This window comes from Candidatus Poribacteria bacterium, assembly GCA_021295715.1.
Lineage (GTDB): Bacteria > Poribacteria > WGA-4E > WGA-4E > WGA-3G > WGA-3G.
This window is the reverse complement of record JAGWBV010000018.1, coordinates 38,168-56,805: the sequence shown is the minus strand read 5'-3', so window position 1 is coordinate 56,805 and position 18,638 is coordinate 38,168. Positions and strand designations below refer to the sequence as shown.

Sequence of the window (18,638 nt, the reverse complement as noted above, 5' to 3'; positions counted from 1 at the left end):
GTAGAGTTTTTGCGATTTGGCGGCGAGCGAAGGGTTCTTGAGGGCGCGGTAACACCGCATCATATTGTAATGTGCGTCCAGATCTTCTGGATCGACGGTGAGCGTCTTTTGGAATTCAGATAGCGCGGTTTCGTAGTTGCGTTTCAGAAAGTGCATACGTCCGAGTTTATTTCGGACACGAGTATCGCGCGGGAACTGTGCAGCGGCGAGCTGGAGATGCTCAATCGCTGTGTCGTAATTGCCGTAAGTTTCCTGAATGAGTGCATAAAAGTAGTGGACCTTCGCACGGTGTGGGTTTTCGGGTGGCAATGTCTGCTGGATTTCAAACGCCTTTTCAAGCATCGCTTCGGCACCTTTCATATCTCCTTCTCGGATTCTAACTCTTGCCACGTTTACCCATCCATCGAGGTATGCTGGCTCTATCTCGGTTACTTTGAAAAATGCGGTTTCTGCGGCTTTCAGATCGCCTTGTAGGAGTAACCCGATGCCGTAGTCGTTCCATCGTTCGCGGGCATTTTCAGGTTGGGATGACATAGGGCTTGTATCTCCTACTTCAGCTGACGGCACAGGGACTGTGCCTGCTACTTTTAAGGTTGCTTCAACAGATGCCATTACGACAATGGGTAGATTTGGGATCTCCTTAATTTTTCCTGCGACCTCCGAGGTATCACCCGTCCAGACCCACTTGCCGTCGTCATAGCCTTTATCTACCTGAAAATCTGTGTCTTCTGGATCGCGCACGCCAGCATAAGCCCACTGTGTGTGCCACCAATTGAACTTGCGATAGTTGAGTTTTGCTTCCACTGTGAGGAGATTCCCACAATCGGGTGGGATTTCGAGTCGGTAACGTGCAGTATCGGCGGCACCCGGCGGGATTGTGTTTGAATAGAGGACGGTTCGGGTTGCCCAAGCGTTTCGTTTATTAATCAGGTTTCCGTGTGCATCCAGCATATAGGCGCGATAAAAGTGCGCGCTTGGATCAACCGGTCCGTTTCCGTCGGGAGCGGCGATTCTACCGTTCCAGAAGACAATCTTGCCGTTTTCATCGGTAGCTTTCACTTCCAGCCAGATGTCGAATGCGTCGATCGTGCCAGCCGGAAAGCGGTGCCCGACACCGCGTGTGCGGACGACGACATCAACCCTTGTGTTCTCACCTCGGACGACTTCGATGCCATCACGTGGGATCGGTGTGCCGTCTGCGAATAGATCTAACGTTACTACGTCATCCTGCAAAAAATCTGTTACGATTTTGAGTTGCTCTGGGTGTTGATTCACAAAAGGCAGTGCTGTGTTTGCGGCGGGGAATCGGTGGTTATGCACCTTGCCGTTGATATTCCCTGCATCTGTAGAGTCAACGAGGGGCATGTGACAATCGACACACTTCTTCGCCGTTTCCGGATAGTAGAAGGACAACGCGCCTTGATGTGAGACCCCACTTTTCTGCCACTGATCGTAGTCGTTGAAGCCTCGTATCCATCGAAAATTGTTGACGGGTTCGTCGAGATGCACTTTGTGACAAGTTGAACAGAATTCGGCGGTGTTTTCCCGATGGAACGGTTTGAGAAAACTTTTTTTATGGGGTTCTGGATCGAGTCGAATGAGATAGTTGTGCAAATTACGGATAATAGGATTATCGCTGGCAGCAATGTCATGAAGCGGTGGGTATTTAATCACATACCCGCTATTGCCCATCGTATCTTTGACCTTTTCAATGGAATGGCACGCCGTACATGCGAGTCCTGCTTGCGCGGCGGGTGTGTGAAGGTTTTCACGAATAGGTCTGTCCATTACACCGTTGAGTAAGATTGCGGGGTCGTGGCATCCGCCACACCATTTGGACGGTTGGATACCGTTGACTTCCTGCATATAGATAATTGATTTGCGATACCACTGGTTATTGAAGGAGGAGAAATGGTGAGCAGATTCGTTCCACTGCCGATAGATGTCTGGGTGACAGCCCTTGGTGGCGCAGGTCTCCGATGTGAGGAAGAAGTCGGTTGGAATCAGCGCGCCGGTCTCTGTTTCGACGGAAGCAGGGAAGAAGTGTCCGGTTGTGCCACCGCCTTCCTCATACATACTCGTGGGCGGGAGTGCTGGATTTTCAACGAGATATGTTTCATTTGGTAAATAGTGTTGTGTGAGTTTCGCGCCTATCGGGAAAAGGACGACAACAGTTAGCACGCCGATGCTTATTTTTTTCAATAATGGCGTGAGGAGTTCTTTGTCTCTTAATAGATGAATGCAGAGGAGGATACTCCCCGCGCTTACACTGACGATGTGTGTGATAAGTAGCCACCGATAAGGAGTTGTCGCGCCGACAATCATCAGATAGCCACCACTGATGATGCCAACGATGATTCCAATACTTCCTGCTTGTCCGAGTGTTGAAATTTGCTTCTTCTGAATATGGGCTTGTGAGCTACGCCGTAAATATTGGTAGGTGTAGATACTGAATGGAATTATTAAAACGGCACCGAGTCCAACGTGGAACAGGACATTGAGGATGTAAAAGAGCGTAGGTTCACCGAAGCTGAACAGGTACGCGCTGTTTATGAGGAGAATGAGGAAAGTGATCAGGGAAAATTTTCGCATTTTTTTAATAGGGTGCGCCGCTGTTATTGCTCAGTTAAAAAGATTATTGGTTTCTGATGAGGCCTGTAGATTGTGAGAGTAGAGCCCCGTAACTTTTGAGGAACTCCGTTTTGGACCATATTTTACGGTTTACCCCAACCATCGCACCATCAGGAAGATCAACGGTGAATGTCTCTGGCGGTATATTGTGGTTCAGTTGGCAGTTGTGTGTCTTGTGAAAAAACGGTAGTGAGGCACGTGAAGAAGGCAAAGCAGAAAAGTAGAAAACGAATCCGCTTTATATTTAAAAGGAACATCGGTTTTCTCCTAATCTCTTTAAGCGGTTTATTGAGACGTTCCACTGGCGGTAACACGCATCGGTAGCGGTTCTGTTAGTTCAAAGATCCATCCGCCCGGGAGTAGTGCGTCTTCTTCTACACCTATCGCCTTCAAATATGAGACATAGCGTGGAATTTTCTGACGAGATACTTCTTGGAAAAGCCGCTTTACCTCTTGCCACGTCTCATCACGCCATGCAATGAGCTCAGGCGACTTTTCAGTCATTCCATCCGTACTTCTCAGTTCCGTATAGAGTTCTACGGCTTTCGTGAGGTTTGTGCGAATTTCCTTCTCAAGCACCGGAATGCTTTCTTCAATTTCTGCGGGTGTTAACCCATAATACCGTTCTTCTTTAGACTCAGAGATACTTTCTGTTTGAGGACCAGCCGACGGAATCCTTCTTTGAGTCTGATCTTCTACTTCAGAAAGTTGTGTATCTTGCAGTGTAAGATTTTCAGAATCTATAGACACATCTGCATCAACTGATATAGGGTTTTCCTCTGTTTTAGTGGAATCTTTGTTGGTTTGTTCCTTTTGCGTATCTGCGGACTGAGCTGTGGCGCGCCGCTCTGGCACGACGATTTTGTAAATTTTTATCGGTTCCTGAGGTGGCTGGTTTGTTCTATAAAGCAGAATACCGACGAACACCGCTACACAGAGCAATATACCACCCCAGAATAACTTTGAGTTAAACATGGTGTAAAGCTCCTGTTATGGTGGATTGGTGTGTCGTATCTAATGTTAACGTCAGATTGAGTCGGAGGATACCGATTATAGAGCGTTCAATTTTCGGTTGGATTGTACCGTGCGGGATTTTATCCAGCAGTGTACCCGCCATCAATCGGTAAAGCGATACCTGTAACGAACGCAGACTCGTCGGAGGCGAGGTATAGCGCGCCGTAGGCGATCTCTTCGGGCTGTGCGAGCCGACGCATCGGATGTTTGTCCGCCAGCGTTTTGTATTCCTCTGGCGTTTTGATGACACCCGCAACTAACGGCGTTTCAACGAAGCCGGGACAGATGCAGTTGACCCGAATGTTGTCCTCCGCGTAGTCGAGTGCCATCCCGCGGGTGAGGTTCGTCACACCGCCTTTGGAAGCGACATACGCTGCCCGAACGTCCGCACCGACAAGCCCGTAGATAGAGGATAGATTGATAATAGAGCCGCCACCATTTTCCAGCATAGCAGGGATCGCTGCCTTGGCAGAAAGATAGACTCCAGTGAGATTAACATCTAAACAACGGTGCCAGTCTTCCTCTGGCAAATCGCCGACAGGGAGTCGCATTGCAATTCCAGCACTGCTGAGCAAGATATCAAGTTTTCCGTAGGTGTTAAGGGTTTCCTGCACCATCCTTTCGGTATTATCTGAAATTGTCACATCGGTTTGGACGTAGATCGCTTCGTTGCCTGCGTCTTGGATAGCGGCAACAGTTTGGTTTGCACGGTCGTCATTGATGTCGGCGACGGCTATCTTCGCGCCGTGTTCGGCGAAAAGGATCGCCGTGGCTTTTCCGATACCGGATGCGGCACCTGTAACGATGGCTACCTTGTCTTTGAGTCGCATATTTTTAAAGCCCTTTTTCCGTCCATTCGGCGGGGTTCACTTCGGGTTCACCGATTTTATTTCTGAGCACACCGATGTTTTCAACCTCAAGTTCAATGACATCACCGGGTTGAATCCAGCGGTCGAGTTCCCATCCACACCCTTTTCCGACGGTACCAGAGCCTAAAAATTCACCGGGATAGAGCGTTTCTGACTGTGAAACGAACGAAATCATTTCTTCAAACGAGTAATACATATCCGAAGTATTGCCATCTGTCCAGACTTCGCCGTTGATTCTGGCGATCATTCGGAGGTTGTATGGATCGCTGATTTCATCGGGCGTAACGAGGCAGGGTCCCATAATGTTGCTGTTGTCGAAATCCTTACCTTTGGCGGGACCGAGTGCCATGGTCATGTGTCGAAATTGAATATCCCGCGCACTGATGTCATTGTAAATAGTATAGCCAGCAATATACTCGGAGGCTTCTGCTACGGAGATGTTTTTCCCGGTTTTGCCGATATAGACCCCCCATTCCAGTTCAAAGTCAAGTTTTTGAGTGTAGTTGGGCCAGGTAACAACGGCTTCGTGTCCGGCGATGGAAAATGGGCTCGTACTGCCGCGGTAGTAGTTGGGCAATTTGAACCATTCAGGCGAAATTTCTTTGCCGGTGATCTGCGCGGCAGCGTCCATGTGGGTTTTGAATACGCCGAAATCGCGTAGGCTTGCGGGACGTGTAAACGGCGCAAGCAACTGCACGTCAGCAACAGGGAAAGCAACATCGGATAGGTCTGTGCGTTCAATGTAACCTTGCGCGTCAGCGATGCAGTTCTGTTCAAAGAATTGGCACATATCAGGGGCAACTGCGGTGAGGTCAACAATCTGATTGCCATCAATCCATGTGCCGAGTCTTGGGGTAGTAGGTGTCGATTTAGTTTGAAAGGTAACAAGTTTCATAATTATTCTTTTTTTAGTGATTGTGCCTCCCTACTGAAATGGTTCTGTGGCACAGATTATACGATAGATGCATTTAGGAATCAAGATTTTTTTGTGAGAGGATTTTCCTTGTCTATGTGACGAAGATGTGGCATAATTATCCGTATACATTTGACTGGCATTGACCGTAGATTCCTGTTGTCGGTAGGCCGAACAGAAAAGGAAATGAACATGGTTACCCGGGAAGACATTCAAGCGACCTGTGACGACATCGTGCGCGAATTCGCGCCGTTACAAGTGATACTGTTCGGCTCTTATGCCTACGGTGCCCCTACGGAGCGATCGGATGTTGATCTGTTGGTGGTGATGCCGATTGCGAAATCAGAAGCACGCCAGCAAGAGATAGAAATTCGGGAGCGTCTCGATCGTCCTTTCCGCCTGCATGTGCTCGCGCATTCGCCTGAAGACCTTGCGTATCGCCTCGCTTATAACGACTGGTTCCTCCGAGAGATCACTGAAAAAGGCGAGGTGCTTTATGAGACTGCTAATTTTTTTTTGAAACCCCCAAAGAAGGAAAAACACGTGATAAATCCATTGACGGAGGAATGGGTGCAGAAGGCTGAAGGCGATTATACTGTGGCGCAGCAAGTGCTTCAAGGACAGAATCCAGTAAACGATGCGATCTGTTTCCACGCCCAGCAATGTATTGAAAAGTATCTGAAAGCATGGCTTCAGGAAGCAGATATTCCGTTTCCGAGGACGCACGATTTACAAGAGTTATTGAATCTGATTGTCCCGGTTCTTTCTGCTTGGGATGTGTGGCGGGAAGATTTTTCAAAGCTGTCGGAACATGCGGTGGATCCCCGTTACCCTGGAAAATTCGCGACCGCGGACGAAACGGCACACGCGATGCGTATCTGCATTGAGGTGCGTCGAACCGTTCGAGAACATTTGAGGTTGCCACTTGATGTGCCAGATAGTTAAGGAAGTTTTGGCTTTCTTAGCAAATGTGCTGGTGGCGGTTCCCCTGTCAATGCCTCTAAAAACTCGACAAGGTCTCTTTTTTCCTGTTCATTGAGATGGAGGGGTTCCACTGGGGCTGCGCTCCTACCTACAAATTCGTTTGTTGTGCCGCCTGCATCGTTGAATTCAATCACAGAGACGAGCGTTGGAAATTCGCCCGTGTGGAAGTAGGGGGGCGTGAGTGCGACGTTACGGAGCGTTGGCGTTTTGAATTCGCCTTGATGTTCCAATCTCGGCTCCAGAAGATTCAGCATGTGTGCGGGATCCGCCCTTGAATCGCTATAGATACTGGCACTGTTAAACGGGTCAGCGAGGAGTTTCGCGATTCCATCGAAACGTCCGGTATCTTCCGGTAACTGTCCTTGTGGTATTCCGAGGTTATGGAAATCGTTGTCTCTAAAGTGTGGTGTGCCGTGGCAGAGGACACAGACCCCTTTTCCGATGAATATCTTTAACCCGCGTTTCGCTTCAAGTGTGATAGCGTCTTCATCGCCTGCCACATACCGATCAAATGGTGCGTTCCGACGAATCAAAAGGCGTTCGTAGGCTTCAATTGCCTTACCAGTGTTGGCAAAGACGGTATTCACAGCAATCCGATCTGCTTCAGGCATATTATCGAACGCTGCATCGCCGGGTTTGCCATTCGGCGGAAAACGTGTAACATCTTTGAGTTCAGGAAGTGCCCCGAAGATGGCTTCATATTCTGCTTCGTAATGCCGTTTAATGAGGTGTGCGTACTGGAGTCGTGTGCCTGCTTGTTCTTCCTCCCCTTCAAGCGCGAATAGTGCTTGTGCCCAGAGCGTCTCAGCACGTCCGTCCCAAAATTGCCATGTGTTATAGGCTGCGTTGAGGACAGTTGGTGCATTCCTTGTGCCGCGTCTATTGCCCAATGAAGTGGCTTCAACATCGGCGAAGCCATGGAAGGGTGAGTGGCATGTTGCACAGGAAATCGTGCCTTCCTTTGAGAATCGTTCATCAAAGAAAAACATCTGACCTAACTGTGCTGCATCTGGGTTATCGGCGAAACGATTTGTAGGACTTGGTGGGGGTTTGTCAGGTAGAGGCGATAAACTTTCAATCACTGTCCATTCGTTTTCGGTAAAGAGATTGAGCGTCTCCGTGAGGTATTCTGACTCAGATTCGGATTGTATCTCCTCAATACTTTCCTCACCGCACCCGAAGAGAAGTAGCCCGATGTTGCCTATAATCCAGATGGTTATGAGACGCATGATTGACGTTTCCAAGAAACGAGATGAACCAGTATTGTAGCAGATAGTATGCGCTATACCGTCAAGGACAGGAACAGTGCCTCAAGAGACATTTCAGTCGTGTGCATTTCAAGGAGTTGCCACCCGCGTTTGACGATGGTTGCTGCCACTTCTGAACGGATGTCGGTCGCCAGTGTATAGTAAAGGTGGAACGTCACTGTGTCATCCGTATCGGTATCGATCTGCTCAACTTGAATCACGTTGGGTATGTCGTGAAGTGCGATTGATGCATCATCTGCTGGTGTGCCTGCTATCTCAAGTGAAAGAATGGAAGGTGCAGCTTGCAAATTCTCTTGACTGTTGGTAGATTCGTCATTCTGTCTGGGGACAGCGCGCCCATCTTTCAATAGGACATCCCCCGTAATTTTACCGCGGCTGATGATAATCAACCGTTCGCATGTAAGACTGGCTTCGGGTAAGATATGGGTGCTGAACAGGATAGTGCGTTCTTTGCCGAGTGCTTTGATTAATTCTCGAATTTCGACAATCTGCCGCGGATCTAAGCCGGAGGTGGGTTCATCGAGAATTAAAACATCTGGTTCGTGAATGAGTGCTTGTGCTAAGCCGACGCGTTGTCGGAAACCACGAGAGAGTTGCCCGATAATCTGGTGTCGGCGTTCGGTGAGACCACATGCCTCAATGGCAGTATCCAGTTGCCCTTTGATGTTGCTACGTGGGACACTACGGATCTTTGCCATGTATGTCAAGTACTTCGTCACCGTCATTTCTGGGTAGAGTGGAACGTTTTCGGGGAGGTAACCGATGCGTTTGCGAACCTCTCGTGATTCTTTGAAAACATCATATCCTGCGACGGTGACGCGTCCGCTGCTCGCCGGCATAAAACAGGTGAGGATTCGCATTGTCGTTGTTTTTCCTGCGCCATTTGGACCGAGGAAGCCGACAATTTGTCCCTTGTCTACTTGGAAAGAGATGTCCTTGAGTGCTTGGAAGGGACCGTAGTTTTTGGTGATATTTTGGACTTCAATCATGAGTTTGTGAGTTCCGAGGGATACTGAAGCTTAGATCCCGGTCTCTACCCAGTAGATAAAGGTTGTTATCTGGATTGACGGCTTCTGATTCAGCGAGGACATCCGGTAAATCGACTGGCACGGTCTTTACGTCAACTCTATCGGGATATACGAGGACCTGTCGCCACATCATCGGATAACAGATAATACCAGAGGAGACGATACACAACATACCTTGTTCTCTGAAGACGCGATTGAGATGCAGATGTCCACAGAAAAATGCCAAAATTTGTCTGTCAAACGGGGCGGTAATTTCGAGGACCTCTGCGGAGTTGGCAACTCTTGAACCAACCCCTTGAAATTCGACGTTTGGAAACGGGAGTTGATGTGAAAAGATGAGAACCTCTTGGTTGTAATCACGCGCCCTTTTCAATTCGCGCTCTGCCCACGCCAGTTGGTTCGTGCTGATGTACCCGTGTGTGAGATCTTCGGGCACCTCCTGTGAATCGAGGAGGATAAATCGGATATTTTCGCGCACAAAACTGACGGATCCCATGCCGTTGGTGCTGAAGCGTGTCAAGTAATCGTCTTTGGAACCGGTATCGGGATGCAAATCGTGGTTGCCGGGGATGTAATAGCAGGGCGCATTTATGCGTTGCCCGAGTTGTTGCGCACCATCAAGTGTGACTTCAAATTCCGCTGCGGACATCCCGAAACTTTGACCACCACACACAACATCCCCACCATGAATGACAAAGGTAGGCTCAAAAGCGTTCAGTTGCTCAATTAATTTTTCATAGAGCGCAAAACTATTTTTTTGTTGCTGGAGTCCGCTTGCGAAATTTCTTGGCGCGTTTAAATATAGATGTGTGTCCGTAATAAAGGCAAATTTAAAAAGTATCATGACATATTTCGTCTTTCGGTGAGGCTTCCAATCTCATTAACACAGATGTTCTTGACGGACGAGATTTCTCGCCTCACCAGCGACGCGCCTACCGACACTATTAAAATCAAGAATGCATACTTTTGGATAAAATCGCGACATAAGTCGGTGTATTGGTTGCGTCAATGTAGCGTTCGACCCGCCACGCTGTTCCGTCAAGGATATCTTCGATCTCCGATTTTGAAACAAATAAGTAATCGAACCAGGGGGTCGTGTATTGTTTATATCGGATTCGTAGTTTCAACTGACCGCTCATCCGTCCTCTATCTTGATTCGATTGATGATAGGCAAGGTGAATTGGATTTGCCGTTTCGTAAGGATCCAGCGTCTCAGCGATAATTTTTGCGGTATCTGTTGTCATCGCAGCGAAACGTCTCAAGAGCCACTTCGCTCTTTTGTAGTTTCCGACGAGTCCAAAATTGTGTCCCATCATGAGTATCGTATCAAAGATGCCAATTTTGGAGCTCAATTGCGTGACAGGCGTGACAAGGGTTTTTTTAACCCCACGGCTTCGACAGGTCTTGATGGCTAACGGCGAGATGTCTGTTCCTAAGACATCATGTCCCTGTTCTTGAAGGTAGAGGGAATGCCGCCCCGCGCCACAACCGATATCCAAGACCCGTCCTGTAGCGTGCTCTATTGCAAGCCTTTGGTGTTCTGCCCAGTCATCATATTCAGCGAAATAGTTAAGAGGTCCCAGCTGACTTACATCAATGAATCCATCTTCTCTCTCCACAATTTCGACGTTTTTTTGACCGTTGTGATAATCTAAAAGCAGGTGCCCATAGGCATCATGTATGTCGGTTAGCACGTTACCGCTCCTTAACATATCCAGTTGTCCCGTTCGGATTGACCCATTCGGTTTCCCAATGCGTTTCAATGCCTTCGCGCCACGTTTGGGCTGCTGCCGTCAATTCAGTGGTGAGTTCTGGGTGTTCATCTTTCAAGTTTTTCGTTTCACCCATGTCGGTATCGAGGTTTGCGAGATGCACATCGTCTTCTGGGGATGCTCCCTCTACCAATTGACCGTTGATTACCAATTTCCAATTACCACGACGCACGGCGGTTTGCTTACCCATCTCCCAATAGATTTCGCGATGTGGTGTGGGTTCGCCGTTTGTCACCAGAGGCAGGACATTGTGTCCGTCAAGTTCATATTCAGATGGATCTCCATCTGCTGCTGCGAGGAAGGTCGGGAACACATCCATTGCTGCGCCGACCTCATTGATGACCTGTCCTGCTCGGATTCGCTGGGGCCAGTTCATGATTCCGGGTGAACGGATACCCCCTTCATAGAGGCTAAATTTATGTCCTTTCAGTTTACCGGCAGTGCCGCCATAATACGGATCCTGTGTGCCATCTAACCAATTTCGGGTTTCGCGCGAGGGACCGTTGTCGCTTTGGAAGTAGGAGAAGGTGTTTTCTGCGAGTCCGAGTCTCTCAAGTTCGGCAAAAATTTCGCCAACGCTGTCGTCAACGGCACTGAGCATTGCCGCCATAATCTGTCTGTCCCAAGGTAAATTTGGGAACCGATCTACATATTTTTGCGGTGCGTGCATCGGGTAGTGTGGTGCGTTGTAAGGCACGTAAAGGAAAAAGGGTTTGCCGAGTTCAACAGACTTTCGGATATATCTGATGGCGTATTCGGTGATGAGTTCTGTGAAATATTCACCATTTCGGTAGATTTCTTCGCCGTTTTCCCAGAGATCATGTGTCTGGTCGATACCGGGCTGTCCTAAGCCCCAATAGAAGATGTGTGAGAAGAAATCGATGCAGCCTGCCATGAATCCGAACCAATCGTCGAATCCGTGATGTTCGGGACGCGAACCTTCTGCGAGTCCGAGATGCCATTTTCCAGACATCGCCGTGTAATAGCCTCGTTCCTTCAGTGCTGTTGCGAGCGAAGGCACGGAAGGCGGTAACCCTGTAGCGGTGCGATGTCCTGATAAAATGGAACGGACCCCTGCGTGGCACGGGTACCGTCCTGTCAGTAATGCTGCGCGCGAAGGCGAACAGACAGGTGAATTTGAGTACCAATCCGTGAAGCGTGCACCCTCTGTCGCCATTCTGTCAAGATGTGGCGTCTTGAAATCGGTTGCGCCCATACAGGACAGATCACCATATCCTTGGTCATCGGTTAGGAAGATAATAAAATTAGGTTGCATTTCCCTCTTCTCCGTAGACTTATTTTTTCCAGAAACTTCGGTCGAGACTCCGATATTGTATGGCTTCAGAGACATGGATTGCCTCTATATGCGGGTTTCCGTCTAAGTCAGCGATGGTGCGTGCTACCTTCAAAATCCGGTCGTAGGCACGTGCGCTGAGTCCTAATTGGTTAATCGCGATCCGGAGGAGATCTTGTGCTTGGGAATCAATTTTGCAATATTCTCGTATTTGCTTAGATTCCATGTTGGCATTGGCGTGTATTACCGTGTCTGCAAAGCGTTGCTGTTGGGCTTGACGTGCCTTTTCAACACGTTCTTGGACGTGCGCCGAGGGTTCACCGGTCGTTTCGTTAGCAAGTTCGCTATATTTCACCGCTGGCACTTCAACTTGGATGTCGATTCTATCTAAGAGCGGTCCAGAGATACGGGAGACGTAGTTTTGAATCTGGTTGGGTGAGCACTTACAATCTCGAGTAGGATCGCTGAAAAACCCACAGGGGCAAGGATTCATAGCAGCGATGAGCATAAAGTTTGCTGGATACGTGAGAGATGCGGATGCCCGGGAAATGGTCACTTGCCGATCTTCAAGCGGTTGCCGCATGACCTCAAGAACGTTTCGTCGGAATTCGGGGAGTTCATCTAAAAAAAGCACACCGTTGTGCGCGAGACTCACCTCACCAGGACGCGGTATTTTTCCTCCGCCGATTAAACCTGCGTCTGAAATTGTATGATGTGGTGAACGGTACGGGCGTGTCACCACCAAGGGTGTATCACTCGGCAGGATACCAATGATACTTTGGATTTTCGTCGTTTCTAAGGATTCGTCCATAGATAGTTTCGGCAGAATCGACGGAATACGCTTCGCGATCATTGTCTTTCCAGAACCGGGCGGGCCAATCATGATGAGGTTATGCCCACCTGCGGCAGCGACTTCGATGGCGCGCTTAACGTGTTCCTGTCCTTTCACGTCGAGTAGGTCAAGATGCGCTTCAGAATGCGCGTTGTGTCCGTTAATGCTGAGGGAGTGCGGTTCTGGCACGATCTCTTTATCCGAATTGAGGAATGCAGCAGTCTCTGCTAAGTTTGTGACCGGATAGACGTTCACACCTTCCACGATCGCTGCCTCTTTTGCATTTTCAGCAGGCAAGATGATATCTCGGATGCCGTTCTCTTTTGCGGAAATGGCGATAGGGAGTCCACCTTGTATACCACGAATGCTTCCGTCAAGTGCCAGTTCGCCCAAAATTACTGCGCTTTCAAGTCTGGCGAGATTTACTTGATTGGTAGCTGCCATGACACCGATTGCAATGGGAAGATCAAACGCCGATCCCGCTTTTCGGATATCCGCAGGTGCTAAATTTGCCGTGATTCGGGTAGGCGGGAAGTAGAAGCCGGAGTTCTTAATAGCGGCGGTAACCCGATCCCGACTCTCTTTGATGGCGTTGTCCGGTAAGCCAACAGTGCTGAAAGACGGCATTCCACCGGCAACATCTACTTCAACTTTCACGATATAAGCATCAATTCCCAGCATTGCACTGCTGAGGACAGTTGCGAGCATACGTATATTTCCTTCCGATTTGCAATAATTTAATAATCTTTTGCGATATTATGTTTTGTACGTGTGTTTTACAGCGGCGAGATTCAACCGCATCCAGTAAAGTCTAACACTATTATATCATGGCGGAGGATAACAGGTCAACGCTTTTCCACTGTTGTATTCTATTGATTTTATCCCTTTCTCCTCTATAAGTCAAGCGAAATTCTACACGTTCCTATACACATGCCACTCCATAGCCGTCAATTTAAGAACGTGCTGCCCGTAGGTTGGGTTGAACGGCGTTGAGGAGCGGAATCTTGACAACCCAAAGTTACTTCAAGTGCCATATACCATCGTATGTACGCAAAGACCGAGTGAAACCCAACGTTTTGTTGCGAAATGTCCCGGATTCTGGCACGATGAAGTTGGGTTTCACTGTGGTGTTGAGTGGAGATGACGACAGGGTGTATTTGACGCGTATTTGGAGCGCCACACCCGCTTTTCGGTTCCGCTCTACCCAACCTACGGGACCTTGGAAACCCTAAATTGACACCTATGGCGCGGTTGGGGGATTTAGACTGGGGATAGACTAAATCCGTTCCTTGTATTACATTCCGCACCTACCGGGCCTGGGGTCCTGGTGAAGTTCCACCCTCTTGCTGATGGAAACTGACCGCTGACCGCTGACAACGATAAAAAAACAATAGGGCAATGAACCGAAGTCCATCGCCCTATTGTTTTGGGTAGGTTAGTTAGAAATATCCGTGAAATAACCTTGTTGTTGCTACTACTTATTGATTTGATGTCTTCAAATCGCCCCACGTCGTCGTCGCTTTACCCGCAGCACTGACATGCCCTTTCAGGTGGAGGCCACGCGTCAAGGTCTGACGATTCCCATCAAGAGAAGTATCTTCTATCTGGTAGTAATAGACGACATTCGGTTGCGCAGTTGTATCCGTGTAGGTATAGAACTGTTTCTCACTCGTTGTGCCCGCACCAGCGATCATCGTTGCATTGATGACCTTGAACTCGCCGTCACGCTGCTGACTCCTCTTGATGAAGAATCCAGCGTTGTTCAGCTCGGACTGTGTCGACCATGTAATCACCACTTGACCAGTGTCTTTCTGGCGTTCAGGACGGAAGTGTGAAAGTTCAACAGGCAACGCGCCACCCGCACGGAAGCCAGGGGTACCAATATCGTTTATAGCACCATAGTAGCTTTGTGCCTTGATATGTGTTATTTGTCCGAAATCCGTCTCGGATGCGAGCATCCAGGAATCCATCATCGTACCATCTTTTGGCTTAGCAGGACCGAAAGAAACAGGAACGTGTCTACGGAGAATCGAACTCCGTCCGCCTGCCTCGATCATTGGCAATGCCCAAGCAGCGGCACCATCCGCTCCGAGGTTCCCCACCGCATCCGTGGCATCTGCATGTGCGTTCGCAGCTACCCTCTCAGCAACCAGACGCTTTGCCTTCGCATCATCTGTTTCATCTGTTCGTGGTGTAGCCTTTTTCGGTTCTGGCGGTGCCAGTGTGATTTGGAACGCCATATCACTCAACAACGAATAACGACGTTTCGTCACACCTGCCAAAATCAGTTCCGCCTGATTCGCTGCCCAAAGATTCAGCACTTGCCCCGATGCTATCTTACCGTCGAGGTTATTACGACCTGCTTCGGTGACAACAAGAACTGTTGAGGGTGTATCGTTCTGACCACTCGGATCGATTCGGGTTCCCTCTGGGATCGTGAACTCGATAGACGCACCGACAGAAACATCGGCATCCGATGCGGCGTTATCAACAGTAATCGTCCAACCACTCAGGTTGACCTGCTCTGTCCGAGAACCGTTGGAGATTTCAATCCACTGTGGCAGCGTGCCACCACCAGCGACCATAATCTCGCTGATGTAGATTTGACCGACCTTCGGTATTGAGACAGACGTATCAGCGGCTTTCGCTGCGGCTTCAGCTTTTGCCTTTTCAGCAGCGACTGTTGCAGCGGCTTCTGCTGCCGTAATAATCCGTGCGGCACCGGGACTACCGATTCGGACACCAACTTTATTGACATCAAAGTTGACGGCTGGCGGTGTGGACTGCATCCAAGAACTCGCCATCTGACCGTCCATCGGCAAGCCTTTCGCATCCGCAACACGATACATCGAGATGATCGCCTGTGTTGGAACGAGTGCCGCTAATGTGCTTGGTTGTTCATCTACACCCGTCCGACCACTCTGACCTTTACCGATGATCGACCAATACACACCCTTCCCATCGATGGTGCCAACACGATCCATAACTCCTGCAGATTTCGCTATTGGGGTCTCATTCGGTCCGTAGAATATCAACTTGTAGTCGCCATCACCCGTCAACAAACTTTTGCCAGACTTGTTCTTCAACTCAATCCACTGGCTGTTGTTATTGGGTTTCAGACTCGCATCCGAACCCCACATGATTTCGCTGATGACCACTTTTTCAGGACCCACGACATCAATCGTGCCACCGTTAGAGAGGAAGGTTTCCAAGTTCGGCAGTGCTACTTCAATGACGTTATACAACAACTGAGCAGGAGTCCGCTCATTTGCCTTGGGTTCATCTTTATCGGAGCCGGGTGGCTTAGCGATGCAGGAGCCAGCGATGTTTGTGGCGATAACGAGGTAGCCATCTTTCGAGATCCGCTTCTCTGTCGGAAACTCAACGGCGTGACCAGTGACTTTCGCCTCTGCAGACTCTTTACCGATCTTGGTAGTCAGTTTACTCCGATCTTCAACTTGAATACCATCCGCAGAACTTCGATCCGTGGTAGTGCTGAATTCTGCAGCCATTGCGGAAGATGGGATGCAACAGAATGCCAAAATCACAACCAAACTCGCTAAGCAAAATGTTGTTTTATTTAACACCATTGAATATTTCCTCCTTACATCTTTTAAATTAAAAAGGGGTCATTATGTTAGGTTCTCATCTCAGAACAGATGAGACGAGACGCGATATGCTGTTGTGTGGGGAATGGCTGCGATATTTCGCAATCTCGCGAAGGACTGTTACGATTCGGTATTCGTTCTTATCCGGGACAAAATGACCTATTTTCTCTCACTTGAATCTCCGGTCAGTTTGTGTAATGTGTGTAGTTGTTTCTGATTGGCTATGACTAACAAGGCATCACCAGCAGCAATTTTCATATCTTCAGGAGGGTTATAAAGGAACGTCCCGTCGTTATCATGGATTGCGACGACAACTAAGCCGGTTTGTTCTTTAATACTGGCGGCTTTGAGGGATATCCCGTCCAGTGGGGAGCCTTCTCGAATAATGGATTCAGTGAACTGAGCACCGTCTTGATTTTGAGTGATATTTTCCAAAAACCCTACGAGTTGGGGTTGGAGGATGCCGGAGGCGAGTCGGAGTCCGCCGATGTGATCCGGTAGGACGACCTCATCTGCTCCCGCAGTAATGAGTTTTCCGGGGGAATTGTCTTCAACGGCTTTAGAGGCTATCCTTAAACGTGGGTTCAGTTTTCTTGCGGAAATCACAACAAACACGTTATCTTGGTCGCGGCTGAGACAGGTAACAAGCCCTTTGGCACGTTCGATCCCCGCCCGTATCAGTAATTCGTCATCGGTTGCGTCGCCGTGGAGGTATAGAAAGTTTCGTGTATCAGAGAGATGGATGAGTCGTTCTTCCTCGAATTCGATACCAACGAAATTTACTTCTGCCTTTAGCATCTCATCAAGTACATGTACGCCGGTATCACCGAGTCCACAGACAATATAGTGATTTGATAGTTTATCGACAGTTCGAACCATTTTTTGTAATCGGAAAAAACTTTGAAGTTGTCCTTCAATCAGGAAGGCGGTAGCGACCGTGACACTGTAGGTGAACACGCCGAACCCACCAATGAGTAAAAACAGGGTGAAAATTCGTCCAGCATCACTCATTCCCATATTGCTATAACCAACGGTTGTTAGGGTGATGACAGTCATGTAGATTGCATCAAGAAACTGCCATTCTCCTTCGGGATTATCCCTTTCGAGAAATAGATAGCCGACCGTCCCCGTCCCGAGCAAGCCGATGAGCAATGCCATGGCAAAGAGGATCTTGCGTTGATAATTCATTGCCTTCTTTTCATGTTGATTCTAATGTTGCTTTTTAGCACTGCGTTTGACAGCGGGGTTCGGATCGTGCCGTGCGATGTCGAAGAGGTCTCGGTGTTCGGTTCTATCGAGTATTGATAAAAGTCTTGCGACCTCCATACGGACGCACGCCTCTGGATCTTTAAGTCCACGTTCAAACCAACGTTCGGCATCATCCGGAGTGTGCTTTGCCAGTGCTGCGAGTGCACTTGCACGAATGCGTTTATCCTTAGATTCAGCATGTGTCAGAATAGGAGCAATGTAGCCGTCATCACAGCGTTGCATAATTCGCAAAGCGTTGCATACCACATCCACCGATTCGTCTTCAAGATGCAATACACACCAATCGAATAAGTCCTCAGTTCCGATTTTTTCAAGGAATTGAAGTCCACGTATCCGGCGTTTCGGATTCTGATCAGAAATGTCGGATATTGCTTTGGTGTAGTGTGTATCAACTTTCACCAGCTGACCCGGTTTTTCCTGCGTATCTGGGTACAGCACATTCACTGCAATAGTGTCATTCTGAAGATGCTGAATGGGTAGTACTTCGGGACTAAACGGAATCCTCTCAAAGAACGCGGGTAACCATTGTTTACCTTTCGTGAAGAATTCTTGCCGGTCGATACGATTTCCGGTTCCGGCTTGCATTCGGTTATTCATCCAGTGTGCCAACCGCACGACTCCCCAATGGTTTTGACTCACGCCGTTGTGGGAGTAAAACCCCAATTGACGGTTGACCCATTGCGCGAGTGCTACCGGACAGGCAAGCAACTCAAAGAGGTTAGATTGTAGCAGTTGAATAGACAGATGTTCGTTAACTGCTATAATGCCGCCTCGGACTTGAACTTTGCCCGGACTGAGATGCGTGCGAAATTTTTCGACATCCAATTCGGTTGTGATTACGACTGGACGACCATTTTTCCGTCGTGCCTTATGTTCTGCGCGGTTTTTCGCATAACCCTTCTGGTTTGTGAACCAGACAGCTCCGCCACGTGGACGGAAGCCGTTTTCAATGATTCCTCTTGCACTGCTTAACGTTGTGCCGTGGTAGAATTTCATAGATGGTTCTCCTTAAGCGTTTAACGGAGTTAATCTAATTTACGGCAGACACTTCATAAAAATCGACAGTGTTGAGGTTGGTCTAGTGCTGTGTCACTCCTAAAATGATGGATGTGGGCAGCCACAAGGGACTGCCCCTACAGGGAAAATCCCTTCAACC

General features: G+C 48.8%; 14 protein-coding genes and 1 pseudogene. 2 read left to right on the top strand and 13 right to left on the bottom strand.

What is annotated here, in order from left to right; genetic code table 11:
- The 4 genes from J4G07_07110 to J4G07_07095 all read right to left on the bottom strand — a co-directional run.
- A partial coding sequence (locus J4G07_07110) for a tetratricopeptide repeat protein (GenBank protein ID MCE2413757.1) occupies positions 1-2,592 on the bottom strand: 2,592 nt, incomplete at its 3' end.
- Positions 2,593-2,916: 324 nt separating this feature from the next.
- Positions 2,917-3,606 (bottom strand): hypothetical protein, encoded by a 690-nt coding sequence (locus J4G07_07105; GenBank protein ID MCE2413756.1) that lies wholly within the window; start codon positions 3,604-3,606, stop codon positions 2,917-2,919.
- A gap of 119 nt (positions 3,607-3,725) precedes the next feature.
- The gene (locus J4G07_07100) at positions 3,726-4,475 is read right to left on the bottom strand and encodes a glucose 1-dehydrogenase (protein ID MCE2413755.1); all 750 of its coding nucleotides are present in this window, start codon (positions 4,473-4,475) and stop codon (positions 3,726-3,728) included.
- 4 nt (positions 4,476-4,479) lie between these two features.
- Positions 4,480-5,409, bottom strand: a complete 930-nt coding sequence (locus J4G07_07095; GenBank protein ID MCE2413754.1) for a fumarylacetoacetate hydrolase family protein — start codon at positions 5,407-5,409, stop codon at positions 4,480-4,482.
- A gap of 210 nt (positions 5,410-5,619) precedes the next feature.
- On the opposite strand from J4G07_07095, the pseudogene J4G07_07090 reads away from it, so the two are divergent.
- Both J4G07_07090 and J4G07_07085 read left to right on the top strand, forming a co-directional pair.
- Positions 5,620-5,937: pseudogene (locus J4G07_07090) on the top strand (nucleotidyltransferase domain-containing protein).
- Between the two features lie 36 nt (positions 5,938-5,973).
- On the top strand, positions 5,974-6,372 hold the full coding sequence (locus J4G07_07085; GenBank protein ID MCE2413753.1) for a HEPN domain-containing protein: 399 nt from the start codon (positions 5,974-5,976) through the stop codon (positions 6,370-6,372).
- Here the strand turns inward: J4G07_07085 and J4G07_07080 are convergent.
- From J4G07_07080 to J4G07_07040, 9 genes are all read right to left on the bottom strand, one after another.
- Complete coding sequence (locus tag J4G07_07080) at positions 6,369-7,640, bottom strand: cytochrome-c peroxidase (protein MCE2413752.1); 1,272 nt, start codon at positions 7,638-7,640, stop codon at positions 6,369-6,371. The two genes, J4G07_07085 and J4G07_07080, sit on opposite strands and share 4 nt — an antisense overlap.
- 53 nt (positions 7,641-7,693) lie before the next feature.
- Positions 7,694-8,668, bottom strand: a complete 975-nt coding sequence (locus J4G07_07075; protein MCE2413751.1) for an ATP-binding cassette domain-containing protein — start codon at positions 8,666-8,668, stop codon at positions 7,694-7,696.
- Positions 8,661-9,551: a metallophosphoesterase gene (locus J4G07_07070; GenBank protein MCE2413750.1), complete on the bottom strand. Its 891-nt coding sequence runs from the start codon at positions 9,549-9,551 to the stop codon at positions 8,661-8,663. The genes J4G07_07075 and J4G07_07070 overlap by 8 nt, the downstream gene beginning before the upstream one ends.
- A gap of 106 nt (positions 9,552-9,657) precedes the next feature.
- Positions 9,658-10,401, bottom strand: a complete 744-nt coding sequence (locus J4G07_07065; GenBank protein ID MCE2413749.1) for a class I SAM-dependent methyltransferase — start codon at positions 10,399-10,401, stop codon at positions 9,658-9,660.
- 1 nt (position 10,402) lies between these two features.
- Positions 10,403-11,755, bottom strand: coding sequence for a sulfatase-like hydrolase/transferase (locus J4G07_07060; GenBank protein ID MCE2413748.1), 1,353 nt, complete (start codon positions 11,753-11,755; stop codon positions 10,403-10,405).
- Between the two features lie 19 nt (positions 11,756-11,774).
- Entirely contained in the window at positions 11,775-13,313 is a 1,539-nt protein-coding gene (locus J4G07_07055) for a YifB family Mg chelatase-like AAA ATPase (protein MCE2413747.1), read from the bottom strand.
- A gap of 770 nt (positions 13,314-14,083) precedes the next feature.
- On the bottom strand, positions 14,084-16,195 hold the full coding sequence (locus J4G07_07050; protein MCE2413746.1) for a lamin tail domain-containing protein: 2,112 nt from the start codon (positions 16,193-16,195) through the stop codon (positions 14,084-14,086).
- Between the two features lie 177 nt (positions 16,196-16,372).
- Entirely contained in the window at positions 16,373-17,401 is a 1,029-nt protein-coding gene (locus J4G07_07045) for a potassium channel protein (GenBank protein MCE2413745.1), read from the bottom strand.
- 21 nt (positions 17,402-17,422) lie between these two features.
- Entirely contained in the window at positions 17,423-18,478 is a 1,056-nt protein-coding gene (locus J4G07_07040; protein MCE2413744.1) for a HEAT repeat domain-containing protein, read from the bottom strand.
- Between the last annotated feature and the right edge of the window lie 160 nt (positions 18,479-18,638).